This is a genomic window from Brevundimonas sp. (assembly GCF_035627475.1).
GTDB lineage: Bacteria > Pseudomonadota > Alphaproteobacteria > Caulobacterales > Caulobacteraceae > Brevundimonas.
Genome location: NZ_DASPLR010000017.1, coordinates 1 through 23,686, shown reverse-complemented (window position 1 = coordinate 23,686; position 23,686 = coordinate 1). Strand labels below are relative to the sequence as shown.

Here is a 23,686-nt window from a genome sequence, read left to right as displayed (position 1 = left end):
GCCATTTCGTGACGATGCCGCTAACGCCGCTCCGCCCGCTTGGCGCCGCCGACGCTTTCCGCGACAAGACGGCGATGACCACGACGCCCCTCGACGACGCCGATCTCGCCGCCCGCAGCGTGACCCGCCTGTCCGTCGGCGTGGCGGTGGTGCTGATCGCGCTGAAGGCCTTCGCCCTCGGCGCCTCCGGTTCGGTGGCGATGCTGGCCTCCCTGACCGACTCGGCGCTCGACCTGGCGGCGTCGCTGACCACCTTCTTCGCCGTGCGCTGGGCGGCCGCGCCGCCGGACGCGGAGCACCGCTACGGCCACGGCAAGGGCGAGGCGATGGCCGCCCTGGTGCAGGCCGGCCTGATCTTCGCCTCGGCGGTGTTCATCGGCTGGGAGGCGGTCCAGCGCATCTTCGATCCCCGCCCGGTGAGCTCAGGTTACTGGGCGGTGATGGTCGTCCTGATCTCGCTGGCCCTGACCGGATGGCTGGTCTGGATGCAGGATCGCGCCATCCGCCGCAGCGGCTCGATGGCGGTCAAGGCGGACCGCGCCCACTACGCCGCCGACATGGCCGCCGGCGCGGTGGTGCTGATCGGGGTGGCCTCAGGGGCCTTCCTGTCCGCGCCCGGTCTCGATGCGGCGGCGGGGCTGATCGTCGCGGTGTGGCTGTTCTGGGGCGCGCTCGGCCTGCTGAAGGACGCGGCCGATCATCTGCTGGACCGCGCCGTCCCGGACGCCGACCGGATCGCCATCACCACCGCCGTGCTGGCCGATCCGCGCATCACCGGCGTGCATCAGCTGCGCAGCCGGATGGCCGGCTCGGCGATGATGATCCAGATGCATGTCGACCTCGAACCCAGCCTGACGCTGGAGGAGGCCCACGCCATCGTGGTCGGGGCGGAGCAGCGGCTGCTGGAGGCCTTCCCGCGCGCCGACATCCTGATCCACCCCGACCCGAGGGGACGGGCCGAGCCCCACGCGGGCACGGGTTCCGGCGACGCTGACGAACCCGCCTGACGCCGAGGCGGCCGACGCCTCCATAGCTAACGTGGACTTAACGCCCTGTGCCGCATGGATCGGCGCATGTCGGCCTGCGTCCTGTATCATTTCCCCTTCGATCCCGGCTCCCGCGCCGCGCGGCTGGCGCTGGGCGAGGCGAAGATCGAGTTCACCGACACGGTGGTGCGGCCGTGGGAGGACGGCTGCCCCGTCGCCACGCTGAACCCGTCGGGCATGCCGCCGGTCCTGCAGACGACCGACGCCGGCCGCGCCCTGACCCTGTGCGAGCCCTCCGCAATCCTGGGCTGGCTGGAGGATCGGTCGAGCGAGCCCTTCCTGATGCCCGCCGACCCGGTCGAGCGGGCCGAGACGCGGCGTCTGGTCGGCTGGTTCGACCGCCGCTTCAACGACGAGGTCAACGCCGTCCTGCTGCACGAGCGGATGGAGAAGCCGCTGCTTCGGCTGGGCCCGCCCGAGGCGCGGGCGCTGCGGGCCGGGCGCGAGGCCCTGAAGGCCCACCTGCTGATGCTGGAGACCCTGCTGGGAACCCGCGACGCCCTCGCCGGACGCCGCCTGGCCCAGGCCGACATGGTGGCCGCGGCGCATCTGTCGGTGCTGGACTATTTCGGCGAGGTTCCCTGGGGCGCCTATCCGGCGGTCAAGACCTGGTACATGAAGCTCAAGTCGCGGCCCTGCTTCCGGCCGCTGCTGGCCGACCGGTTCCCGGGCGTCCAGCCTTCCGCCTGGTATCACGACCTCGACTTCTGAGCCGCGAGGCGTCAGACGACGGCCATGGCGGCCGATATCCGCAATTTCATCCGCGAGCGCGCGTCGGGGCTGGGCTTCGACGTCTGCCGTTTCGCGTCCGCCTCGGAGCCGTGGAGCGCGGGCGAGCGGCTGGCGCATTTCGTCGGCGCCGGCCGGCACGGCGACATGGGCTGGATGGAGACGACCCTGGAGCGGCGGGCGCATCCGACCTCCATGTGGCCGGAGGCGAGGACCGCCATCGTGCTGGGGCTCAACTACGGGCCGGGACGCGACCCGCTGCCGGAGATGGACGAGGCCTCGGCAGGCTACATCTCGGTCTATGCGCGCGGCGACGACTATCACGAGCTGATCAAGGGACGGCTGAAGACCCTGGCGGGGCAGGTCGCGGCGCGAACCGGCGAGGACGTGAAGGTGTTCGTCGACACCGCCCCGCTGATGGAGAAGCCGCTGGCGCAAAGGGCCGGCGTGGGCTGGCAGGGCAAACACACCAACCTGCTGTCGCGCAGCCGGGGCAACTGGCTGTTCCTCGGGGTGATACTGAGCGCGGCGGAGCTGGAACCGGACGCGCCGGAGAGCGAACACTGCGGGGCCTGCACGGCCTGCCTGGAAGTCTGCCCGACGAGGGCGTTTCCGGCGCCGTTCCAGCTGGATGCGCGGCGCTGCCTGTCCTATCTCACCATCGAATTCGGCGGGCCGTGGCCGCTGGAGTTCCGGCCGCTGACGGGGTCGCGCATCTACGGCTGCGACGACTGCCTGGCGGTATGCCCGTGGAACAAGTTCGCGGTGAGCTCGCACGAGGCGAGGGTGCAGGCGCGCGAGGCGCTGGTCTCGCCGCGGTTGGCGGAGCTGGCGGCGCTGGACGACGCGGCGTTCCGGGCGCTGTTCTCGAAGAGCCCGGTCAAGCGGATCGGGCGCGACCGGTTCACGCGCAACGTCCTGTACGCGATCGGCAACAGCGGGGATGCGGCCCTGGTCGGGCCGGCCCGGCGCCTGCTGGACGACCCTTCGCCGCTGGTCCGGGGCGCGGCGGTGTGGGCGCTGTCGAGGCTGATGGACGAGGCGGCGTTCGCGGCCCTGCGGTCGCAGCGCCTGCCGGACGAGGCGGACGCCTCGGTGCGAACGGAATGGACCGGCGATCAGGCCTGAAGGCGGCGGAAGACAGGGACGTGGAAACCGTCGGCGCGGTAGCGGGCGTCGGCCTCGGCGAAGGTCTCGATGACGACCGCGCCATGATGGCCGGTGGCGTGGAGAACCCGGTCGGCGTCGAGCATGAAGGCCGAATGGCCGGTCCAGCTGTGGTCGCCCGGCTCGGCCAGCCAGACGACCAGGTCGCCGCGGCGGGCCTCCTCGCGGGCGACGGCGCGGCCGAGCTCCGCCTGCTGGTCGGAATAGCGCGGGCCGGCGAGACCGCAGGCGTAGAGGGCCTGCTGGACCAGGCCCGAGCAGTCGGTGGCGGTCGAGGACCGGGCGCCCAGGCTGTGCGGCACGCCGAGCAGGCGTTCGGCGACCGCGACCGGATCGCTCTCGAAGGTTCCGATGGGGGCCAGATCGGCCGCGGGAAGATCGCCGGCGGCGACGAGGGCGTTGAGGGGCAGGCGGGCGGCCACGGACGCGACCCTGTGGGTGGGAAGCGGCGTCCCCGGGCGCAGGGCGGAAGCGGAAATCCAGCCGACAAGGCCGTCGCGGCGCGCGCGGCCCCACAGCCGGTCGCCCCGCTGGTCCAGCACGTCGAAGGCCTCTCCGAAGACGATCTGGTCGATGCGTTCGGAGGCCGGATCGGCGTCGGCGTGAATGTCGGCGACGGCCACGGCGGCGTGCATGGGCCGGGGAGCAAGATAGGCGTCGGCGCGCACGAGCCCTTCCAGCGCCTGCTCGGCCAGGTCGGGCCGCGCGAGCGTGGTGCGAGGGTCAAGCGTGGCGGCGTCTGGGCTCAAGCAAGGCTCGTCCGGTTGAGACGGCATGATCGCGCCATATGCCGAAAGGGCCGTTAACGAACGAAGGCTTTATCGTGGCGACGGCTGCCCCGCCGACCCCGGGAAGCGGCGCGAGAGCATTTCGAAACAGGCGCGCAGGCCCTGGGCCTCGCCGCCTTCGGGCCGACCGGGCTGGGCGCGCGGGTTCCAGGCGAAGATGTCCATGTGCGCCCAGGCGCCCGTCGCGGGGGCGAATTTCTGCAGGAACAGGGCGGCGGTGACCGAGCCGGCCTGGGCCCAGGCGGCGGAGTCGTTGCGGACGTCGGCGATCTCGCTGTCCAGCGCCGCGCGGTAGCCGGGCCAAAGCGGCATCGGCCACAGGGGGTCGGCGACGGCGCGGGAGGCCTCGAGCAGATCCGCGACGAGGGCGGCGTCCTCGGAATAGAGCGGCGGCAACTCGGGACCGAGGGCGATGCGGGCGGCGCCCGTCAGGGTGGCGAAGTCCAGCGTCAGGTCGGGCGAATGCTCGCCGGCGCGGGTCAGGATGTCGGCGAGGATCAGCCGGCCTTCCGCGTCGGTGTTGCCGATCTCGATGGTCAGGCCCTTGCGGCTGTTCAGGATGTCGCCCGGGCGGAAGGCGTCGGCCGAGATGGCGTTCTCGACGGCGGCGACCAGCACCACCAGCCGCACCGGCAGGTCGGCCTGCATGACCAGCCGGCCGAGCGCCAGGGCGTGGGCCGAGCCGCCCATGTCCTTCTTCATGTTGCGCATGCCGGCGGCGGCCTTGATGTCGAGACCGCCGGAATCGAACACCACGCCCTTGCCGACGAGGGCGACCAGCGGAAGCTCCGTACGGTCGAGGTTCCAGCCCAGCTCGATGACCCGGGGCGCGCGGTGCGGGGCGGCGGCGCGGCCGACCGCGTGGACGGCGGGATAGTTCTCCTCCAGCAGGGCGTCGCCGGTGGTGACCGCGATCGTTGCACCCGAGGCCTCGGCGATCTCGCGGGCGATGGTCTCGATCTGCAGCGGGCCCATGTCGGCGGCCGGGGTGTCGACCATCTCGCGGGCCAGGGCGCAGGCGGCGGCGATGCGCAGCAGGGCGGCGGCGTCGACGCCGGGGCCGACCGCCAGCCGGGCCGGACCGGTGGAGCGGGCCTTGTAGCGGTCGAAGCGGTAGGCCCCCAGCGCGAAGGCCAGCGCCGCCTGCGAGGCCTGGGCCGGCTCAAGCCCCTCCAGCCTCCAGAGCCCCTCGGGCAGCTTCGCCGCCAGGGCGCGGGCTGTCATGGGGTCGAAGGCCTCGCCCGCACCGAACAGGGCGCCGGAGAGCCCGTCGTCCGAACACGGCAGCAACAGCAGCTGGCCGGCCTTGCCCGTGAAGTCGTTCGAGCGGGCCCAGGCGCCCCACACGCCCTCGACCGGCGCATCCCTTGCGACGATGCGGACCGGAAGGGCCCCTTCGCCATCGGCGGTCAGAAGGTCGGGGTGGAGGGCGGACATCACGGACGGCCTTTCCGGCCGGATAGCGGCCGATCTTAACCAAGGATTGACGCGAAGGACCGAGTCTGGAGCCCGAACCTTCCGGAGCGCCCTTCCATGTCGCGCACGACCGCCCGCATCGCAACCATCGTCCTGCTCGCTGCGCCGTCGCCGGCCCTGGCCGCGCCAGCCGTGGCGCTACAGGCCGCGCCACAGGCCCCGGCGCCCGCTGCGCCGCGCGTCGCCGCCGGCGCCGAGGCGCGCGCGGCCTATGACCGCGCCGATCCCCTGAGCCGGTCCGTGTTCTGGACCGAACAGGCCGACATCAATCCCCTGGACCCGGTCGCCGGAGTGAAGGCGGCGCAGGCGCTGCGCGAGCTGGGCCGCTACCAACAGGCCGCCGACATGGCCGAGCGGGTCCTGCTGGTGCAGCCGGACAATGTCGAGGCCATGCTCGAGGTCGGCCGCGGCCATATCGCCCGGGGGCATGCCTTCTATGGCGTCTCCGCCCTGGAGAAGGCCCGCGACGCGCGGCCGGACGACTGGCGCGCCTGGTCGCTGCTGGGCACGGCCTATGAGCAGGTGCGGCGGTCCCAGGACGCACAGACCGCCTGGGCCCGGGCGCTGCAGCTGTCGCCCGACAATCCCGACGTGCTGACCAATATGGCGATCTCGGCCATGACCCGGGGCGACACGGCCGCCGCCGAGCCGCTGCTGCGCCGCGCCGCCGCCCAGCCCGGAGCGTCGCTGAAGGTCCGGCTGAATCTGGCCATGGCCCTGGGCCTGAACGGCAAGATGGACGAGGCCGAGGCGATGATGCGCCGCGACCTGCCGCCGGACGCCGCGGACCGGAACCTGGAATGGCTGCGGGCGCGGACGGGATCGGGCGCCGGAGACCAGGCGCGGACCTGGGGCTCGCTGCAGGGCGGGTGACCGGGCCGGGCTTCCGGACAGGGCCTCCCTCGCCTATCTTCAGGCCATGATCGACGAGCTCTACAGCGCGCGCATCCTCAAGCTGGCCGCCAACATGCCGCACAGCGGGCGGCTGGCCGCGCCCCGGGGAGACGCAAGGTGGGGCACCGGCGAGCGGGTGGCGAAGCTGTGCGGCTCGAAGGCCGTGGTGGACGTCGTTCTCGACGGGTCGGGGCGGATCACCGAGTTCGGACAGGACGTGAAGGCCTGCGCCCTCGGCCAGGCGGCGGCGGGCGTGCTGGGCGAAAGCGTGATCGGCGCCTCGGCCGAGGAGATCGTGGCGGCCCGCGACGCCATGACCGCCATGCTCAAGTCGGGCGGCGACGGGCCGGAGGGCCGGTTCGAGGGGCTGCGCGCGCTGAAGCTGGTCGCCGGCTACCCGGCGCGGCACGCCTCGACCATGGTCGCCATCGAGGCGACGCTGGACGCGGTGAAGCAGGCGCTCGCGCGCAAGAGCCCTGACACACGAACTAGCCTCGCCGGCGCGGCATAGCGCCCGTTGCTCCCGCGGGCTTGGCGGGGGATAAGCGCGGCGACATGGCACCCGGCGGTAATCTCTACGAACGCGGCGTCCGGCTGGCCCATCGCGGCTACAAGTTGACGCTGTCGCCCCTGATCGGACAGCAGTGCCGGTTCCTGCCGACCTGCTCCGACTACGGCCGGGACGCGCTGATCCAGCACGGACCGATCAAGGGGGGATGGCTCACCGTCCGGCGCCTCTGCAAATGTCACCCCTTCGGCAAATCGGGCTATGACCCGGTTCCGCCTGCAAAGACTGAACGATGATCGAACTGAAATTCCCCGACGGCGCCACGCGCGAATACCCCGAGGGTTCCACGGGCCGCGACGTCGCCGCCTCCATCTCGCCCTCGCTGGCCAAGCGCGCGGCCCTGGCCGAGATCGACGGCAAGCAGTGGGACCTCGACCGCCCGCTGGAGAGCGGCGGATCCTTCCGCCTGATCATGCGCGACGACCCCGAGGCGCTGGAAACCATCCGTCACGACGCGGCCCATGTGCTGGCCCAGGCGGTGCAGGAGCTGTTCCCCGGCACCCAGGTGACCATCGGCCCGGCCATCGAGGACGGATTCTATTACGACTTTTTCCGCGAGGAGCCGTTCTCGACCGACGACTTCGCGGCCATCGAGAAGAAGATGGCCGAGATCGTCGACCGCGACGAAAAGCTGGTCCGTCAGGTCTGGGACCGCGACGAGGCGATCAAGCTGTTCGAGGCCAAGGGCGAAAAGTTCAAGGCGGAGCTGATCCGCGGCCTGCCGGCCGACGAGACGATCACGACCTACGCCACGGGCGACTGGGTCGACCTGTGCCGCGGGCCGCATTTCCCGTCGACCAAATTCGTCGGCAAGGCCTTCAAGCTGACCAAGCTGGCCGGGGCCTACTGGCGCGGCGACCACCGCAATCCGCAGCTGCAGCGCATCTATGCGACGGCCTGGGCGAACCAGGCCGACCTGGACGCCTATCTCAAGCGGATCGAGGAGGCCGAGAAGCGCGACCACCGCAAGATCGGCCGCGCCATGGAGCTCTTCCACATGCAGGAAGAGGGCCGGGGCATGGTCTTCTGGCACCCCAAGGGCTGGATGCTGTGGCAGGTCATAGAGGCCTATATGCGCCGCCGGCTGACGGCGGCGGGCTATGTCGAGGTCAAGACGCCCCAGGTGCTGGACCGGAAATTCTGGGAGGCCTCGGGCCACTGGGACAAGTACCGGCCCAACATGTTCGTCTGCGAGACGGTGGAGGGCGAGACGCTCAGCCTGAAGCCGATGAACTGCCCGGGCCACGTGCAGATCTTCGACCAGGGCCAGCGCTCTTACCGCGAGCTGCCGCTGCGCATGGCCGAGTTCGGGGCCTGCCACCGCTATGAGCCGTCGGGCGCGCTGCACGGCCTGATGCGCGTGCGCGGCTTCACCCAGGACGACGCCCACATCTTCTGCCGCGAGGACCAGATCGTCGACGAGACGCGCCGGTTCATCGAGCTGACGAAGATGATCCACGCCGACCTCGGCATGGAGACGGCCTACATCAACCTGGCCACGCGGCCGGAGGTGCGCGCCGGCTCGGACGAGTTCTGGGACAAGGCCGAGGGCATGCTGGGCGAGGCTGCGCGCCTGGCCGGTGTGGACCCGGTGATCGCCGAGGGCGACGGCGCCTTCTACGCCCCCAAGCTGGACTTCGTGGTCAAGGACGCCATCGGCCGGGAATGGACCTGCGGCACGCTGCAGCTCGACTACGTCCTGCCGGAGCGGCTGAACGCGGAATACGTGGGCGAGGACGGCCAGAAGCACCGGCCGGTCATGCTGCACCGGGCCATCCTCGGCTCGTTCGAGCGGTTCATCGGCATCATGATCGAGAACTACGCCGGGGCCTTCCCGCTGTGGCTGGCGCCGACGCAGGCGGTGGTGGCGACGATCGTCTCCGAGGCCGACGACTACGCCCGCGAAGTCGTGGCGAAGTTCAAGGCGGCGGGGCTACGGACCGAGATCGACCTGCGCAACGAGAAGGTCGGCTACAAGGTCCGCGAACACTCGGTCGGCAAGGTCCCGGTCATCGCCGTGGTCGGCAAGAACGAGGCCGAACAGGGCACGGTGGCCATCCGCCGGCTGGGCTCGCAGGCGCAGGAGGTGGTGTCGGTGGAGGAGGCCATCCGGCTGCTGACCGAAGAGGCGACGCCGCCGGATCTGCGCCGGGCCTGATCCCGACGCCCGAAACAGAAAGCCCGCCCCTGCATCGCAAGGGCGGGCTTTTCATTGGCCGACGGCCGCTCGTTACAGCAGCCGCTTGCGCATGGCCTGGCTGAGCATGTCGATCAGGGTCACGGCCACGACGATGATGATCGCGATGGTCGAGACGGTCCGGTAGTCGAAGGCCTGCAGGCTTTCGAACAGCACCTGGCCGATGCCGCCGGCGCCGATCAGGCCCAGCACGGTGGCCGCGCGGCTGTTCGACTCGAAGCGGTAGAGGGCGAAGCTGGTCCACAGCGGCGCCACCTGCGGTATGACCCCCCAGGTGATCTCGTGCAGTCGTCCGGCGCCGGTCGCCTTGACCCCCTCGATGGGGCCCTTGTCGATGGACTCGACCGCTTCCGAGAACAGTTTGGCCAGCACGCCGGCGGTGTTCAGGCCGATGGCCAGAACCCCGGCCAGCGGGCCGAGACCCACGGCGACGATGAACAGGGTGCCGATCACCAGATCGGGGATCGAGCGCAGCAGGTCCATCACCCGGCGAACGGGCCAGACCAGCCAGGCGGGCGACAGGTTGCGCGACGCCATCAGGCTGAGCGGCACGGCCAGGAAGACGGCGAGGAAGGTGCCCCACAGCGCGATCTGCACCGTCAGCCACATCTGGCCGACGAGCGGCCGCCAGTCGGTGAAATCGGGGTTGAGGAAGTCCCGCCCGTAGTTCCGCATGTTCTCGGAATTCGAGAACAGGTTGACGATGTTCGGCAGGTCGACGCGATTGAACGCGGCCAGCAGGATGATCGCGAAACCACCCCACAGCAGCACGTCCAGCGACCAGGCCGCCAGCGACTTCCTCGGCGCCTCGGGCACGGCGGCGGGATCGGCGGCGGCCGAGGTCCGTCGCGGCAGGACGTTCAGAAAGATCGCGATCAGGGCCAGCAGGCCGATCAGCGCGAACGGGCTCCAGCGGGCGAATTGGCTGGCCCGGCTGGCGGGCGGAGCGACGTCGGGCGGGCGGCCCTCGCGGCGCGCCTGGTCCGCCTTCATCTCGCGGATCGGGTCGAGATAGCTGTTATCGGCGGCGCGGAACTGGGAGTAGTTGAGCCCGCGCATCACCTCGCGCTGGCGGTCCGCCTCCGGGCCCGCGCCCTGCCCGTAGGTGACGAAGAACTCGCGGATCTTCGCCTTGATGTCGGGCGGGAGATCCGAGCGGATGACGATGCCCGACTCCGGAATCGGCGGCGACTGCCAGATCTCCTCGATCTGGTCGGCGATCTGCGGGTTCTGGCGGCGCAGGAAGACGGTGTTGACGGAGTTGGAGGTGGCGACATCGACCTGGCCGTTGGCCACCGAGAAGGCGTTGGCCTGGTGGTTGGCTGAACGGACGGTGGAGAAGCAGGTCTTCGGGTCGATGTTCCGCGGACCGAAGAAATAGGTCATCGGCGCCAGGGTGCCCGAAGTGGACTGGGCGTCGCCAATGCCGAAGGTGTAGCGCTTGCCGCAGCGGGCCACGTCCTCGATCGTGATGCCCGAGCCGCGCTTCACGATGATGGTCGAGACGTAGGAATCCTTGCCCTCCAGGTCGACGGTGCGGGCGATGACTTCGCCGTTCGACCGGTCGATGGCCTGCACCGCCGGCAGGGCCGAGAACCAGCCGATCTGGGCCTGGTCGGCGCGCATGGCCTCGACGAGGACGCTGTAGTTGGAGCCGAAGATCGGCTCGACCGGAATGCCGATCTCGCGCTCGAGGTCATCCAGAAGCGGTTGCCAGATCGGGCCCGAGGACGCCTGGCCCTCGGCGGACAGGATGGTGAAGACGATCCTGGACGGGCGCTCCGTCTGGGCGGCCGCGCCGACGGCGGGGGCGAGGCCGCACAGGACGACCGCGAGCGCCAGGACGGCGCCGAAGAGGATGCGGAGGCGGGTCATGCGGGGGTGTTCCGGAAGGCGTCCGCGACGGGAAGATCGTCGGTGGAGTTCATGGCTGGGGTATCCGGGCCGCCCGCGGCGCCGGGGAGGATGGAGGGACGGAGTGTGACGCCGCGTCTCATGGCTGGACCTCGCGCTTCGCCCGCAGTCGCTGCAGCTCCCGTTCGGCGGCGGCCGCGGCCTGGGCGTCGCCCCGGGCGCGGGCGGCGTCCAGCGCCTGGTCGGCGATCAGCTCGCGCACGGGATCGAGGTAGTTGTCCTCGGTGGCGCTGAAGCGGGAATAGTTCAGGGCGGCGAGCACCCGGCGCTGGCGGTCGCCCTCGACGCCGCCGCCCTGGCCGTATGTCAGGAAGAAGCTGCGGATCTTCTCTTTCAGGGCCGGGTCCAGATCGCCGCGCACCAGGATCCCGCCTTCAGGGATGGGCGGCGACTGCCAGACCGGCTCGATCTGGGCAGCGATGGTGGGGTTGCGGCGGCGCAGGGCGTCGAGGGTGACGCTGTTCGAGGTCGCCACGTCGAGGACGCCGGCCGCGACCTCGAAGGCGTTGGTTTCGTGGTTGCCGGATTTCACCGACCTGAAGCACGTCTCCGGGCGAATGCGGCGCGGGTTGAACAGGAAGGTCATCGGCACGAGCGTGCCGGACGTCGATTGCGGGTCGCCGATCCCGAAGCTGAGAGGCTTTTCGCAGTCCACCACGTCCTTCAGGGTGATGCCGGACCCCCGCTTGACGATGAGGACCGACCGGTAGCTGTCAGCGCCGTCCTGGTCGACGGTGCGCGCGATCATCTCGGCGTCCGCCGTCTCGATGGCGCTGATGGCCGGCTGGGCCGAAAACCACGCGACCTGGGTCCGGCCCTGTTTCATGTCCTCGATCAGGGTGGCGTAGTCGGACGCGAAATGCGGCTCCACCGGCACGCCGATGGCTTTCGTCATATCGTCCAGCAGCGGCTGCCAGAGAGGCCCGGCCGAGGCCTGGCCCTGGGCGGACAGGATGGAGAAGGTGATCTCGTCAGGCGAAGCGCCGGCGGCGGCGTCGGTCCCGCGGTCGCAGCCGGCCAGACCCAGGGCGACGGCGGCCAGAACCCCGACGCCGAAACGGCGAGCAGAGTTCGAAAGCCTCATGCCTTGGCTTCCCAGAACGCGTCCTCGAATTCGGGACCGTAGATGTCGATCAGCTGTTTGGTGTCCAGGCCGGTGGCGGGGCCGTCATAGACGATCTGGCCGGCCTTGAGGGCGACGACCCGGTCGCAGTAGCGGATGGCGTAGTCGACCTGGTGCAGGGTGACGATGACGCCCAGTCCGTCGCGCTTGTTCAGCTCGACCAGCAGCTCCATCACCTTGCGGGCCGAGACCGGGTCGAGCGAGGCGACCGGCTCGTCGGCGAGGATGGCCCTGGCGCCCTGGACCAGCGCCCGGGCGATGGCGCCGCGCTGCTGCTGGCCGCCTGAAAGGGTGTTGGCGCGCTGGGCGGCGTAGTCGGAGACGCCGACGCGGTGCAGGGCTTCCATCGCCTTGCGCTTGTCCGCCGCCGGCCAGACGCCGAGGATGCCCTGCCAGCCAGGGATGCGGCCGAGGACGCCGAGCATGACGTTGGAGAACAGCGACAGCCGGCCGACCAGGTTGAACTGCTGGAAGATCATGCCGAGCTTCTGGCGCGCGGCGCGGACCTGGCCGGTGATGCGGCCGTTCTTCTGCACCGTCTGGCCGAAGACCTCGATCACGCCCTTGCCCGGATCGATGGTCTGCAGGCCGGTGATCGAGCGCAGCAGGGTCGACTTGCCCGAGCCCGACGGACCGATCAGGGCGACCATTTCGCCGGCCCCGACCTCGACGGACACGCCGTTCAGCGCCTTGCGGGCGCCGAAAGTCTTGGACACGTCCCGGACGGACGCGACGGCGGCGGCGGATGCGGTCATGGACAGACTGTCGGCGGTTGCAGGGGCGCGCCGCATGGCCCGAACGGGCCCTTGGGGCAAGTCTTAATGGCACGCCCGCAACGATTTCGTCCAGCTTCACCACGGAGCGCCTGCTCTGCACCCGGTCACGCCGCCCGCCGCCGCGGCTGGCCACGCCCTCTTTGCGTGCAAGCTGGCCCGCCCGGCCCAACCTCAGTCCCTGTCACGAAAAAACCGCTTTACATGACGGGGCTATGACCCCATATCGCGCGCTCCGGCGGACCCCGTGGTCTAACCGTTTGCGCTGCTAACGCCGGTCTGGGTTTCACAATTAACAGGGGGTTACGTGAATTGCGCACGTACCAGTTTCCCCTGGACCTGGTCCGTGAGCGGTCCCCTGAGCGTCCCGTCGCCCTCGTGCGGCCGCGTTCGGTTTCCGTAGCGGCGCGCTGGTTCCAGGACAATCTAAAGGCTGACGTCTTCTATGCGGTGAAGGCGAACCCGTCGCGCTGGGTCATCGAGGCCCTCGTGGAAGCGGGCGTCCGCGGCTTCGACGCCGCCTCGATCGCCGAGATCGAACTGGTGCGTTCCGTCGATCCGGACGCGCGCATCGCCTTCATGCACCCGGTGAAGAGCCGGGCGGCGATCACCCGCGCCTATTTCGAGCACGGCGTCCGCACCTTCTCGCTCGACTGCCAGGAAGAGCTGGCCAAGATCATCGACGCCACCGGCGGCGCGGCCGACCTGAACCTGGTCGTGCGCATGGCGGTGTCGGCCGACGGCGCGGCCTATTCCCTGTCGGGCAAGTTCGGCGTCTCGCCGGACCAGGCCCCCGCCCTGCTGCTGGCCACCCGCCAGGCGGTGCAGGACGGGCTGATGGGCGTCAGCTTCCATGTCGGTTCGCAGTGCATGCGCCCGTCCGCCTACGAGGCCGCCATGGCCCAGGTCGGCCGCGCCATCACCCGCGCGGGCGTGATCGTCGACATCGTCGATGTCGGCGGCGGCTTCCCCTCGGTCTATCCGGGCATGGTCCCGCCGGACATGAGCGAATACGCCGACGCCATCCACCGCGGCTTCGCCGAGATGCCGGTCACCCACACCACGGAACTGTGGTGCGAGCCGGGCCGCGCGCTGGTCGCCGAAAGCTCGTCGGTGCTGTGCCGGGTCGACCTGCGCAAGGGCGACGCCCTGTATCTGAACGACGGCTCCTACGGCTCGCTGTTCGACGCGACCCATTCGCGCTGGCCCTTCCCGACCAAGCTGGTCCGGGACGGCGCGAGCTCGACCGACCTGAAGCCGTTCCGCTTCTACGGCCCGACCTGCGACAGCATCGACCACATGCCGGGCCCGTTCTGGCTGCCGGCCGATGTGCAGGAAGGCGATTTCATCGAGATCGGCATGCTCGGCGCCTATGGCGTGGCCATGTCGACCGGCTTCAACGGCTATGGCGAGCACGATCTCGCCGCGGTCGAGGACGCCCCGATGGCATCGCTGTACGGCCTGGCGCCGCGCTCGATTCCGACGGTTCGCACCTCGGCGGAAGAGCAGGCCCGCAAGGTGGTTCGCCTGAGCCGCCCCAAGGGCAAGGCCGGTCAGCGGAAGAAGTCGCGGCGGTAAGCGTCTTCTCCCTCTCCCGTCGGGAGAGGGAGACCGCGCACGGTGGCGCAGCCTTCGTCCGCTCGCGGTCGGGTGAGGGTTTACGGCGCCCGGGATTCCTGACACCGGAACCCCTCATCCTCCCACCCGCTTACGCGGGCGGGCCCCTCCTTCTCCCTCGGGGAGAAGGGTCACGCTGGTCGCTCCGTCCCAGCCTGACCCTCATCAACGACGGGCGCTCAAACCAAAGGGAAACCCTTGCAATGAACGCTCCCGTTCAGTCGAACCAGAAGGCCCAGCTGCTCCAGAACACGGTGGAGCACGTCGACATCACCTCGTTCGACGCCCGCCCGATCATCGACAGCATGCGCAAGATGTCGTTCTCGAGCCGCGACACGGCCCGGGCCGCCGACATCTTCAACATGGCGCTGGAAGACAAGGACTGCTCGCCGTGGCTGATCCTCGCCGGCTCGACCAGCGCCGGCGGCTGCATGCATGTCTACCGCGACATGGTGAAGTTCGGCATGGTCGACGCGGTGGTCGCCACCGGCGCCTCGATCGTCGACATGGATTTCTTCGAGGCCCTCGGCTTCAAACACTACCAGGCCGCCGGCGAGGTGGACGACAACGTCCTGCGCGACAACTACATCGACCGGATCTACGACACCTATATCGACGAGGAAGAGCTCCAGGCCTGCGACCACACCATCCTGGAGATCGCCAACCGGCTGGAGCCGCGCGGCTACTCCTCGCGCGAGTTCATCTGGGAGATGGGCAAGTGGCTGTCCGAGGGCAACGCCAAGAAGCCCGGCTCGCTGATCCAGACCGCCTATGAAGAGGGCGTGCCGATCTTCTGCCCGGCCTTCGTCGACTCCTCGGCGGGCTTCGGCCTGGTCAAGCACCAGAAGGAGCGGGCCGCCGCCGGCCAGCCCTATATGATGCTGGACGCCATCGCCGACTTCCGCGAACTGACCGACATCAAGATCGCCGCCGGCGTCACCGGCCTGTTCATGGTCGGCGGCGGAGTGCCGAAGAATTTCGCCCAGGACACCGTCGTCTGCGCCGAAATCCTCGGCGTCGAGGCCGAGATGCACCGCTACGCCGTGCAGATCACCGTCGCCGATGTGCGTGACGGCGCCTGCTCGTCCTCGACGCTCAAGGAGGCCGCCTCGTGGGGCAAGGTGCAGACCACCCACGAGCAGATGGTCTTCGCCGAGGCCACCACGGTCGTGCCGCTGATCGGTTCGGACGCGTATCACCGCGGCGCGTGGAAGAGCCGGGACAAGCGCCGCTGGGCCAAGCTGTTCGGCAAGTAGTCGGCAGCCGCGCGATCGAGCATGTAAGGGCCGGGATGAGAATCCCGGCCCTTTCTTTCTGGCCCGCGATGTCGCGGCGACCCTAAGTGCGGAACCGCTCACCCGGCGATTCGCTTACCCCGGCGAAGGAGTTCGCCATGACCCAGCAGCAACATCCGCAGCAGGCCGAGGACGCCCGCGAGGCCGACGACATGGGCGAGAAGCCCGATCTGGGCCGCACCCCCGACGCGCTCACCGAGGCCGTCTCCGGCAGCGGCATGGGTTCGGACACCCGCGCCGGCTCCCTGCAGGGCGGGGCGGCGACGGGGTCGGAGATCGATGCCGACCAGGACCGGATCAACGAAAGCCTGGCCAGCGAGGGCATGCGCTCGGCCGCACCCCGCTCTCCCGACGGGACTGATCCGAACCAGCCGATCAACAATACCGGCGATGACCTGACCGGCCCGGCCGGCGACCCCGCCGAAGGCAAGCCGGAGCTCGGCGACGACGTCGATGCGGCCACTGGCTGATCCTGAAGCCGCCGGCCGCCCGCCGGCCGCCCCGTGCAGGGCGCGAACCCGCCTTGCCGCCGCCGCAGGCTTGCGCCACGGTGAAGCCAACAACACAGTCTTTTTCAGGGACGACCACGGGATGAAGCGTACTCTTGCGGCCACCGCCATCATGGGGGCCATGGTTCTGGCCGCGTGCGGGGAGCGTCCGCCCGCCGCGGAGGGCGCGGAACCGGCGGCCGCCGAAGCCACCGCCGTCCCGGCCGCCGACGCGGCGGTCGAGGTCGTGGCCCCGTCCCCGGCCCCTGGCGGGGCCGGCGCCCTCCCGGCCGCCGACGGCGCGCCGGCCTTCGCCGTGATCTATCCGGGCGGAGTCCCGGAGGGGCCCGCCACGGTCGCGCGAGGCCCGGATGGCCCGGGCGGCATCGTCGCCTTCACCACCGACGCCACGCCGGCGGATGTGGTCGCCTTCTATCGCCAGCGGGCCGAGGCCGCCGGCCTCAAGTCGATCAATACGATGAACCGCGGCGACTCGATGGGCTACAGCGCCGGAGACGGGGCCGACGGCCGCGGCCAGCTGCTCAGCGTCGTCGCCACGCGGGTGGAGGGCGAGCCGACCAGCGTACAGCTGAGCTGGACCGCCCAAGGGTGAGGCCGGCGGCCGCCCTGGCCGCCTGCGCTTTCCTGGGCGCCTGCGCCGGCGCCGGGACGCCTTCGCCACAGCCGTCGGGAACGGTCGTCGGCTATCTGACGCAGGCCGAGATAGAGGCGCTGGCGGCGCAGGCCGGAACCTGGCGGGACAGGGGCGACGGGGCCGCCTCAGAGGCGCTGCGGGCGCTGGAGGACACCGACCGCTGGTGGTTGGCCACTACCCAGGCCGAGATTCGCCCGCCCGAGGCGGCCCAGCATTTCGACTGCGTGCTGGGGACGCGAATGTCGGCCCGACCTCGCCCGGCCCTTACCCGGATCATGACCCGGCTGCTGGTCGATTCCGCCACCCTGACCGCCCGGCTCGCCGCCTCGAATCCCAGACCCCGGCCGGTCGCGGTCGATCCCTCGCGCCGGGCGTGCCAGCGAATCACCGATGAGGAACGGGCCGGAGCATCATGGCCGGCCGCGGCGGGCGTGGCCGGCGCGGCCTATGGCGAGCTGTTGGCGGCGCTGGCGCCGGACCGCGCGGAGGCCGCGCGCGCCATGGGCCGCGAGATCGGGAACAGCCGCGCCGTCTGCGCGATGAACTGGCCCTCCGACATCGAGGACGGGCTGCGGCTGGGGCGGGAGGTCTATGAGCAGGCGGCGACGACGCCCGGCTTCGAGGCCGAGCTGGAAGCCGCGCGGCTGGAGCTCGCCGCCGCGCGCCGCGAGGGCCTGACCAGCCCCGCCTGCGCCGCCGAACGGCGCGCCCTCGGCCCGCGATTCCCTAGGCCGGGCGGGGGCTGACCAGCGAGCCGTAGAGGTCTGTGCGCCGGTCGCGGAAGAAGCCCCAGGCGGCGCGGTGGCGGTCGATGTAGTCGAGGTCGAAGGTGTGGACCAGCGCCCCCTCCTCCTCGCGGCCGAAGCTCTCGACCAGGTCTCCGCGATGGTCGGCGATGAAGGATGAGCCGTAGAAGACCTGACCGACCTCGGTGGCGTATTCCGCGCCCGTGCGGTTGGCGCCGACGACCGGCACGACGTTCGAGACCGCGTGGCCCTGCATGGCGCGCCGCCACGGATCGGCGGTGTCCAGCTCCTTGTCGTGCGGCTCGGAACCGATGGCGGTCGGATAGAACAGCACCTCCGCGCCCTGCAGCATCATCGCCCGGGCGGTCTCGGGGTACCACTGGTCCCAGCAGATGCCGACGCCGATGCGGCCGTGGCGGGTGTTCCAGACCTTGAAGCCGGTGTCCCCCGGCCGGAAATAGTATTTCTCCTGATAGCCGGGGCCGTCGGGGATGTGGCTCTTGCGGTAGACGCCCATGGCCGAGCCGTCGGCGTCCAGCATGACCATGCTGTTGAAATAGTGCGGCCCCTCGCGCTCGAAGATCGAGACCGGGATGGCGACGCCCAGTTCGGCGGCGATCGGCTGCAGAGCCGTGACGCAGGGGTGTTCGCGCCACGGGTGGGCGGTCGCGAACCAGCGCTCCTCCTGACTGACGCAGAAATACGGACCCTGGAACAGTTCCGACGGCAGGATCACCTGGGCGCCCTTGCCTGCGGCCTCGCGGATCAGGCCGATGGTCTTGTCGATGTTCGCCTGCAGATCCTCGCCGTAGGAGGTCTGGAGGGCGGCGACGGAGAGGGTGCGGGTCATCAGGCCGGCTCCTGCTGGGAGATGCAGTGGAACGATCCGCCGCCGGACAGGATGGCGATGGACGGCAGGGGGATGATCTCACGGTCCGGGAAGACCGTCTTCAGCCCCTGGCAGACCAAGTCGGCGGCACGGGCGTCGCCGTAGGTCGGCACGATCACCGCGCCGTTGGCGATCAGGAAATTCATGTGGCTGGCGGGGATCGGCTTTTCGTCCTCGTCGCCGACAAAGCCCGGCGACGGCAGCGGCAGCACGCGGATCGGGCGGCCTTCCGCGTCGGTCATCTCCGACAGGGTGCGGGCGACCTCCGCATAGACGTGATCGTTCGGGTCGCCGCGGCCCCAGGCCACCGGGCAGGCGACCACCCCCGGGGCGACGAAGCGGGCCAGGTTGTCGACGTGGCCGTCGGTGTGGTCGTTGAGCAGGCCGTCGCCGAGCCACAGCACCTTTCGGGCGCCCAGCGAGGCGGCGAGCGCGGCTTCGGCGGCGGCCTCGGTCCAGCCGGGATTGCGGTTGGGGTTCAGCAGGCACTGGCGCGTGGTCAGGATCGTGCCGTGCCCGTCATGGTCCAGCGCCCCGCCCTCGAGGACGAACTCGTGGCGGTCCAGCGCTGCGCCCGAGGCCTCGCCGATCTGGGCGGCGACCGTGTCGTCGTGCTCCAGCTCGTACTTGCCGCCCCAGCCGTTGAAGCGGAAGGCGGCGGCCGTCCTGGAGCGCTCGCCGAAGATCGGTCCCGTGTCGCGCAGCCAGATGTCGCCGAACCGCCCGGCGACGACCTCGATGTTGGCGAGGCCGGCGAACCGCGCCCGGGCGTCGTCCAGCGCCTCGGCCTTGCCGACCAGCAGCCGCACGCGTTCGCGGCCGGGGCCGGCGAGGGCGCGCACCAGCGCCTCCACCTCGGCCTGGGCCGGCTCGAGGTTCTCCTCCCACAGTTCGCCGTGGCTTGGCCAGCCGACCCACATGGCGCGGTGCGGCGACCATTCTGCGGGGATCGGGGTCGTCATGGGCGGGGCGTTCCTCGGGCGGGTGGACCGCGCCAGATAGACACGCGGGGGTCAGACTTCAACGACCATCGGCCCGTGTCGACCGCCTGCTGCGGACAAACGAAGAGGGGCGGCCCGTTTCCGGACCGCCCCCCCTCAGTCTTGCCGTGCGCTCGGGCCTAGTAGGCCATGCGCAGGGTGGCCATCCAGGTGCGCGGAGCGCCGATCTGGCCGAACGGAACGCCGTAGCCGAGTTCGCCCGGCGTGGCCGAGGCGCGGGTGCCGAGGCCAGCGTAGTATTGCTCGTCGAACACGTTGGTGACGTTGAACTGGAGCCAGGCGCCCTCGTAGCCCATCGGCTCGAAGTCGATGCGGGCGTCGAGGTCCACCACGGTGAAGGCGTCCGACTTCATGTCGTTGACGTCGGTGATCCAGCGCTCGCCGGTGTACTTGGCCTGGACGCCGGCCGAGAACATCTCGTTGAACTCGTAGCTGGCGCGCAGCGAGTACATCTGGCTCGGCGTCTCGACCAGTTCCTTGCCGGCGGTCATCAGCAGGTCGCCTGCGGAGTTGAAGACGTAGTTGTCCTGCAACTCACTGTCGAGGAAGGAGGCCGAGGCGTAGAGGCTCAGGGCCTCCACCGGCGACCAGCCCGCCGAGACCTCGAGACCACGCAGTTCCACCGCGCCGACGTTGCGGTCGACGAAGGTGCCCAGGTCGTCGTCGAAGGTGTTGACGATCCGGTTGTCGTAGGTGGTGGCGAAGCCGGCCACCTGGGCGACAACCGTCGACGAGGTGTAGCGGTAGCCGAGGTCGAAGGTCTTGGTCTGCTCCGGCTGAACGGTCGGGTTGCCGATCGAACCGTCAGCCAGGCGGCGGACGATGTAGAGGCTGTCCGTGCGCGGGGCCGAGAGGCTCTCGGCGTAGCTGGCGTACACCGAGTGGCCCTCGCCGAAGCGGTAGGTCGCGCCGACGTTGGGCAGGATGTCGTCGAACTTCACCGTCCGCGAGTAGGGAGCGATGTAGATGGTGTTGCTGGTGCCGAAGCGGACATCGCCGAACGGAATGGGCGCGCCGCCAGTCGTGGTGGTGATCGGCGTTTCGGTGGTGCAGCGGACGTTCGACGAAGCGTTCTGCGAGTAGCAGTACTGGTTCAGTTCACGCTCGAAGAACGGGGCCCGGACGCCCAGGGAGACGGTCAGGGCGTCGTCCATGAACTGGCCGCGGTATTCCAGCGAGAACTGGTTCAGCGAAGCGATCGACTTGCGGTCGCGCGACTGCAGGGCATAGCCGTCGCGGTTGACGATCCGGTTGTCTTCGTCGTTGCGGCCGCCGAACCAGTCGACGAAGCGCGGGTTCGAGGGGTTGTCGAAGTTGATGAAGCCGTAGTGGCCGTTCTGGCGGTGACGGCCCCAGTCCAGCGCATAGGCGGCGCGCAGGCGGTGATCGTCGTTCAGATCCCAGATCAGCGAGGTGTTGAGGCCGTAGCGGTGGGTGTTGGTGTTCGACGGCGTCATGACGCGGACGCGGTCAAGGGTGTCGCCGTCGCCGTTCAGGTCGACTCCGCCCGAGGCGAAGGTGCCGCGCAGGAGGGCGTCGGTCTCGGACAGGACCGCCTGCTGGGTGCCGCCATTGGCCAGGGTGTACTGGAACGAGGGGTCGACCGTCAGGACCAGGCCGTCCATCAGGGTGAAGCGCGAGTTGCCGCGGATGTTGCCGGTGTTCGACGGGTTGACGCGCAGGCCGTAGAAGTTCGAGCCGTTGGCGTCGTTGTCCGCCACGCCGTTGCGGAACGTGGGCGCGATGTAGGTGGTGTCGAAATCGACTTCCCAGCCGCGCGGGTCGGTCTCGACCTGCGGCAGCACCGAACGGTCGGCGTTGCCGAGGTTCGGGCCGTTGTAGTTGTTGTTGCGGTTCTCGTTCCAGTGACCCGACAGGGCGACGAAGTCGCCGTTATCGCCGATCGGCTGGTAGATGCGGGCGTTGAATTGGGTCTTGTTGAGGTCGCCTTCGCCCTTGAACTTGTCATAGGTCTGACGCGAGACGGCAAACCAGGCCGAGGTGCCCCAGGGGCCGAACTCGCCCGTGTCCATCAGGAACATGAAGCGGCGATAGTCGAAGTCGCCGAACGAGGCCTGGCCCCAGCCGCCGAACTCGCTCGCAGGGCGACGCGTCACGTAGTTGATGGTGCCGCCGGTGGCCGAAGCGGTCGGGCTGTCGACGTCGGTCGTGCCGGTGTTGACCGAGGCGCGCTCGATCAGTTCGGGGTCGAGCTGCTGGTTGGTGTAGGTGGCGTAGTTGCCGGTATCGTTCAGCGGAATGCCGTCGAAGGTCAGCGACACGCGGTTGCCGTCGAAGCCGCGCAGACGGATGTTGCCGCCCGACGAACCATAGGGGTCGGCGTTGGTGAAGCTGAGGCCGGGGGTCAGGTTCAGCGTCTGCAGGATGGTCTGGCCGGGCGTCTGGGTGGAGATGAACTCCTGCGTCACCGTGTTACGGGTCTTGCCGACCGTCTCGGCGACGGCCACGCCATCGATGTTGCGGGGCCCGCGCGCGCCGGTGACAATGACGGTCTCGACTTCCGTGGCTTCCGTACCCGTCGATTGAGCCGAAGCGGCGCCGGCGGCCAGGAAGCCGGTGAAGAGGGCGGTCGTCGCCCAGAACACGCGTTTGCGGTTCGTCATGGTCATCTATCCCCGATGAATAAGAGCGCGAACGCCCACTGTCCGGCCTCGGCCGGCTGAAATCCCGCTCCCTCTACGGGCCCCATCGGAAACTGGGACGACATTCGTGTGACAGTGATATGACAGCCCGGGCGGGTGGCGCGGGAGACACACCGCTGTGGGCGGATTCCCTGTGGATGGCCCGCGTTCGTCCGTTGGCGGACGATCTAGGCGGCCGCCTCGCCCCAGACGGCGCGCAGCCGGGCGGCGCGGCCGCAGAATCGGCTATAGCCGCCGTAGCGGGCCGGATTTCGCCGGGCGAAGTCCTGGTGGTAGGCCTCGGCGGGCCAGAACCTGGCCGCATCGCGAACCGGCGTGACGAAGCGGGCCGCCCCGATCCGGGCGGCCGCGGCCCGGCGCGACGCCTCGGCCGCCACCTTCTGGGCCGGAATCGCGAACACGGCGGTCGCATAGGACGGCCCCTGATCGCAGAACTGGCCGTCGGGATCTGTCGGATCGATGGTCAGCCAGAACCGGTCGACCAGTTGGCGATAGCTGATCCGGGCGGGATCGAAGGTCACCTGCACCGCCTCCACATGACCTGTTCCGCCCCGCACCACCTGTTCGTAGGAGGGGTTGGCCGTCGCGCCGCCCGCGAATCCGGAGACCGCCGTCACCACGCCGGGAATGGCCTCGAAATTGGCCTCGACCGACCAGAAGCAGCCACCGGCGAACACCGCAGTCTCGCGGCGGCCGCTGTCGCCCGCCTGGGGTGCAGTCGAGGCGCCCTCGGCGGGGGCCGGTGAACAGGCCAGGAGGCCCAGAAGCAGAAGGCTGGGGAGCGAACGGCCGGGCATCGGAAGACTCCGCGCGAGCCGCGTACCTGAAACATGCCGCGGCGGCGGCTGATGGTTCACCCGATAGGCGCCCAAAACAAGACCGCCGGCCCCGTGAGGGACCGGCGGCGCTGCAGTCATGGGCCGTTTCGGCCTTCCGGGAAGCTGTCCGGGCGCTTCGTGCAGCGCCCGGACGAACCGTCCTAGAAGTTGATGCCGATGGTGGCGCGGCGGTTCAGAGGCTCGCGAACGCCGTCGGCGGTCGGGCGGGCCAGCTGGGTCTCGCCCTTGCCGTCCAGCGAGATCACGCCGCCGTTGACGCCCTGGGCCACCATGGCGTCCGCAACGGTGCGGGCGCGGCGGTTGGAGAGGCCGACGTTGTAGGCGGCCGAACCCGAGGTGTCGGCGTGACCGACGATCAGGATGCGGGTCGGACGGCCCGACTTGGCGTAGTTGGCGGCCTGGGTGACCACCGACTGCGCTTCCGCGGTCAGGTCCGAGCGATCCCAGTCGAAATAGACCACGAACTCGCGGCGCACCGGGGCCGGCGGCGGGGTCGGGGTCGGCGGGGTCGGCGGAGCCGGCGGGGTGACGACCGGCGGGGTCGGCGGCGGCACGTATTCGACCGGTTCCGGGCCGAACGAATAGCGCAGACCCAGGCTCACCGAGGAGTCTTCATAGCGGCCTTCGAACGGACCGACGTCGAAGCCCGGCGCGTTGTCGCCGGTCTCGAACTCCATGTTGGAGACCAGGTAGCGGTAGGTCAGGTCCAGCATGGCCCGGTCGCTCACCGCCCAGGTCAGACCCACGAGAGCCTGCGCGGCCAGCTTGGACGAGCTGTCGTCGGCGGCGAGCAGGACCGTACGGTCCGACGCCAGGGC

Annotated in this window: 22 protein-coding genes and 1 pseudogene; 12 read left to right on the top strand and 11 right to left on the bottom strand. The window is 70.1% G+C overall.

Going from position 1 to position 23,686, the window contains the following annotated elements; all coding sequences use genetic code 11:
- Positions 1-74: 74 nt before the first annotated feature.
- The 3 genes from VEA62_RS04330 to queG all read left to right on the top strand — a co-directional run bounded on the left by VEA62_RS04330 (position 75) and on the right by queG (position 2,903).
- Entirely contained in the window at positions 75-1,007 is a 933-nt protein-coding gene (locus tag VEA62_RS04330; protein WP_324818883.1) for a cation diffusion facilitator family transporter, read from the top strand.
- Positions 1,008-1,073: 66 nt separating this feature from the next.
- On the top strand, positions 1,074-1,757 hold the full coding sequence (locus VEA62_RS04325; RefSeq protein WP_324818881.1) for a glutathione S-transferase family protein: 684 nt from the start codon (positions 1,074-1,076) through the stop codon (positions 1,755-1,757).
- A 24-nt stretch (positions 1,758-1,781) separates the two neighbouring features.
- Positions 1,782-2,903 carry a tRNA epoxyqueuosine(34) reductase QueG gene (queG, locus tag VEA62_RS04320; RefSeq protein ID WP_324818878.1) on the top strand — a complete coding sequence of 374 codons (1,122 nt, stop codon included), beginning with the start codon at positions 1,782-1,784 and terminating at the stop codon, positions 2,901-2,903.
- On the opposite strand, the gene VEA62_RS04315 is transcribed toward queG, so the two are convergent.
- Together VEA62_RS04315 and VEA62_RS04310 are read right to left on the bottom strand one after the other, a co-directional pair.
- The gene (locus VEA62_RS04315; protein WP_324818875.1) at positions 2,894-3,691 is read right to left on the bottom strand and encodes an NlpC/P60 family protein; all 798 of its coding nucleotides are present in this window, start codon (positions 3,689-3,691) and stop codon (positions 2,894-2,896) included. The genes queG and VEA62_RS04315 overlap by 10 nt on opposite strands.
- Positions 3,692-3,760: 69 nt before the next feature.
- The gene (locus tag VEA62_RS04310) at positions 3,761-5,167 is read right to left on the bottom strand and encodes a leucyl aminopeptidase family protein (protein ID WP_324818873.1); all 1,407 of its coding nucleotides are present in this window, start codon (positions 5,165-5,167) and stop codon (positions 3,761-3,763) included.
- 96 nt (positions 5,168-5,263) lie between these two features.
- Between VEA62_RS04310 and VEA62_RS04305 the strand changes: the two genes are divergently transcribed.
- Genes VEA62_RS04305 through thrS form a run of 4 tightly spaced genes read left to right on the top strand, consistent with a single transcriptional unit; the run spans position 5,264 to position 8,826 of the window.
- Positions 5,264-6,079, top strand: coding sequence for a tetratricopeptide repeat protein (locus VEA62_RS04305; protein WP_324818870.1), 816 nt, complete (start codon positions 5,264-5,266; stop codon positions 6,077-6,079).
- 46 nt (positions 6,080-6,125) lie between these two features.
- The gene (locus VEA62_RS04300; RefSeq protein WP_324818868.1) at positions 6,126-6,611 is read left to right on the top strand and encodes an iron-sulfur cluster assembly scaffold protein; all 486 of its coding nucleotides are present in this window, start codon (positions 6,126-6,128) and stop codon (positions 6,609-6,611) included.
- A gap of 44 nt (positions 6,612-6,655) precedes the next feature.
- Positions 6,656-6,904 (top strand): membrane protein insertion efficiency factor YidD, encoded by a 249-nt coding sequence (gene yidD / locus VEA62_RS04295; protein WP_324818866.1) that lies wholly within the window; start codon positions 6,656-6,658, stop codon positions 6,902-6,904.
- Entirely contained in the window at positions 6,901-8,826 is a 1,926-nt protein-coding gene (gene thrS, locus VEA62_RS04290) for a threonine--tRNA ligase (RefSeq protein WP_324818863.1), read from the top strand. Before yidD ends, thrS begins: the two co-directional genes overlap by 4 nt.
- Positions 8,827-8,898: 72 nt before the next feature.
- On the opposite strand, the gene phnE is transcribed toward thrS, so the two are convergent.
- From phnE to phnC, 4 genes and pseudogenes are all read right to left on the bottom strand, one after another.
- On the bottom strand, positions 8,899-9,681 hold the full coding sequence (gene phnE / locus VEA62_RS04285; RefSeq protein ID WP_324818902.1) for a phosphonate ABC transporter, permease protein PhnE: 783 nt from the start codon (positions 9,679-9,681) through the stop codon (positions 8,899-8,901).
- Between the two features lie 210 nt (positions 9,682-9,891).
- Positions 9,892-10,740 (bottom strand): annotated as a pseudogene (gene phnD / locus VEA62_RS04280) (phosphate/phosphite/phosphonate ABC transporter substrate-binding protein); the annotation flags it as partial.
- A 118-nt stretch (positions 10,741-10,858) separates the two neighbouring features.
- Positions 10,859-11,863 carry a phosphate/phosphite/phosphonate ABC transporter substrate-binding protein gene (gene phnD / locus VEA62_RS04275; protein ID WP_324818860.1) on the bottom strand — a complete coding sequence of 335 codons (1,005 nt, stop codon included), beginning with the start codon at positions 11,861-11,863 and terminating at the stop codon, positions 10,859-10,861.
- Positions 11,860-12,657, bottom strand: a complete 798-nt coding sequence (gene phnC / locus VEA62_RS04270) for a phosphonate ABC transporter ATP-binding protein (protein WP_324818857.1) — start codon at positions 12,655-12,657, stop codon at positions 11,860-11,862. The genes phnD (VEA62_RS04275) and phnC overlap by 4 nt, the downstream gene beginning before the upstream one ends.
- 330 nt (positions 12,658-12,987) lie before the next feature.
- On the opposite strand from phnC, the gene VEA62_RS04265 reads away from it, so the two are divergent.
- The 5 genes from VEA62_RS04265 (at position 12,988) to VEA62_RS04245 (ending at position 17,476) form a co-directional block, all read left to right on the top strand.
- Positions 12,988-14,253 (top strand): type III PLP-dependent enzyme, encoded by a 1,266-nt coding sequence (locus tag VEA62_RS04265; RefSeq protein WP_324818854.1) that lies wholly within the window; start codon positions 12,988-12,990, stop codon positions 14,251-14,253.
- A 242-nt stretch (positions 14,254-14,495) separates the two neighbouring features.
- Positions 14,496-15,548 (top strand): 1,9-bis(guanidino)-5-aza-nonane synthase, encoded by a 1,053-nt coding sequence (locus tag VEA62_RS04260; protein WP_324818852.1) that lies wholly within the window; start codon positions 14,496-14,498, stop codon positions 15,546-15,548.
- A 137-nt stretch (positions 15,549-15,685) separates the two neighbouring features.
- Positions 15,686-16,057, top strand: coding sequence for a ribonuclease (locus VEA62_RS04255; protein WP_324818849.1), 372 nt, complete (start codon positions 15,686-15,688; stop codon positions 16,055-16,057).
- Positions 16,058-16,178: 121 nt separating this feature from the next.
- Complete coding sequence (locus VEA62_RS04250; RefSeq protein ID WP_324818846.1) at positions 16,179-16,688, top strand: hypothetical protein; 510 nt, start codon at positions 16,179-16,181, stop codon at positions 16,686-16,688.
- The gene (locus tag VEA62_RS04245) at positions 16,685-17,476 is read left to right on the top strand and encodes a PA-phosphatase (RefSeq protein ID WP_324818843.1); all 792 of its coding nucleotides are present in this window, start codon (positions 16,685-16,687) and stop codon (positions 17,474-17,476) included. The genes VEA62_RS04250 and VEA62_RS04245 overlap by 4 nt, the downstream gene beginning before the upstream one ends.
- Here the strand turns inward: VEA62_RS04245 and aguB are convergent.
- The 5 genes from aguB to VEA62_RS04220 form a co-directional block, all read right to left on the bottom strand.
- Entirely contained in the window at positions 17,457-18,326 is an 870-nt protein-coding gene (gene aguB / locus VEA62_RS04240) for an N-carbamoylputrescine amidase (RefSeq protein ID WP_324818840.1), read from the bottom strand. The two genes, VEA62_RS04245 and aguB, sit on opposite strands and share 20 nt — an antisense overlap.
- Positions 18,326-19,327 (bottom strand): agmatine deiminase family protein, encoded by a 1,002-nt coding sequence (locus tag VEA62_RS04235; RefSeq protein WP_324818837.1) that lies wholly within the window; start codon positions 19,325-19,327, stop codon positions 18,326-18,328. The genes aguB and VEA62_RS04235 overlap by 1 nt, the downstream gene beginning before the upstream one ends.
- A 158-nt stretch (positions 19,328-19,485) precedes the next feature.
- Positions 19,486-21,996, bottom strand: coding sequence for a TonB-dependent receptor (locus tag VEA62_RS04230; RefSeq protein WP_324818834.1), 2,511 nt, complete (start codon positions 21,994-21,996; stop codon positions 19,486-19,488).
- Positions 21,997-22,196: 200 nt separating this feature from the next.
- Positions 22,197-22,826, bottom strand: coding sequence for a peptide-methionine (S)-S-oxide reductase MsrA (gene msrA, locus VEA62_RS04225; RefSeq protein WP_324818832.1), 630 nt, complete (start codon positions 22,824-22,826; stop codon positions 22,197-22,199).
- Between the two features lie 182 nt (positions 22,827-23,008).
- The coding region (locus VEA62_RS04220) for an OmpA family protein (protein WP_324818829.1) at positions 23,009-23,686 on the bottom strand (678 nt) is incomplete at its 5' end.

Excerpts from the sequence above, each read along its gene's own strand:
- VEA62_RS04300 (WP_324818868.1), top strand. The coding sequence starts at position 6,126 with ATGATCGACGAGCTCTACAGCGCGCGCATCCTCAAGCTGGCCGCCAAC.
- VEA62_RS04325 (WP_324818881.1), top strand. The coding sequence starts at position 1,074 with ATGTCGGCCTGCGTCCTGTATCATTTCCCCTTCGATCCCGGCTCCCGC.
- VEA62_RS04250 (WP_324818846.1), top strand. The coding sequence starts at position 16,179 with ATGAAGCGTACTCTTGCGGCCACCGCCATCATGGGGGCCATGGTTCTG.
- VEA62_RS04330 (WP_324818883.1), top strand. The coding sequence starts at position 75 with ATGACCACGACGCCCCTCGACGACGCCGATCTCGCCGCCCGCAGCGTG.
- VEA62_RS04310 (WP_324818873.1), bottom strand. The coding sequence starts at position 5,167 with ATGTCCGCCCTCCACCCCGACCTTCTGACCGCCGATGGCGAAGGGGCC.
- yidD (WP_324818866.1), top strand. The coding sequence starts at position 6,656 with ATGGCACCCGGCGGTAATCTCTACGAACGCGGCGTCCGGCTGGCCCAT.
- VEA62_RS04235 (WP_324818837.1), bottom strand. The coding sequence starts at position 19,327 with ATGACGACCCCGATCCCCGCAGAATGGTCGCCGCACCGCGCCATGTGG.
- VEA62_RS04230 (WP_324818834.1), bottom strand. The coding sequence starts at position 21,996 with ATGACCATGACGAACCGCAAACGCGTGTTCTGGGCGACGACCGCCCTC.
- msrA (WP_324818832.1), bottom strand. The coding sequence starts at position 22,826 with ATGCCCGGCCGTTCGCTCCCCAGCCTTCTGCTTCTGGGCCTCCTGGCC.
- thrS (WP_324818863.1), top strand. The coding sequence starts at position 6,901 with ATGATCGAACTGAAATTCCCCGACGGCGCCACGCGCGAATACCCCGAG.
- VEA62_RS04305 (WP_324818870.1), top strand. The coding sequence starts at position 5,264 with ATGTCGCGCACGACCGCCCGCATCGCAACCATCGTCCTGCTCGCTGCG.
- phnD (WP_324818860.1), bottom strand. The coding sequence starts at position 11,863 with ATGAGGCTTTCGAACTCTGCTCGCCGTTTCGGCGTCGGGGTTCTGGCC.
- aguB (WP_324818840.1), bottom strand. The coding sequence starts at position 18,326 with ATGACCCGCACCCTCTCCGTCGCCGCCCTCCAGACCTCCTACGGCGAG.
- queG (WP_324818878.1), top strand. The coding sequence starts at position 1,782 with ATGGCGGCCGATATCCGCAATTTCATCCGCGAGCGCGCGTCGGGGCTG.
- phnC (WP_324818857.1), bottom strand. The coding sequence starts at position 12,657 with ATGACCGCATCCGCCGCCGCCGTCGCGTCCGTCCGGGACGTGTCCAAG.
- VEA62_RS04260 (WP_324818852.1), top strand. The coding sequence starts at position 14,496 with ATGAACGCTCCCGTTCAGTCGAACCAGAAGGCCCAGCTGCTCCAGAAC.
- VEA62_RS04255 (WP_324818849.1), top strand. The coding sequence starts at position 15,686 with ATGACCCAGCAGCAACATCCGCAGCAGGCCGAGGACGCCCGCGAGGCC.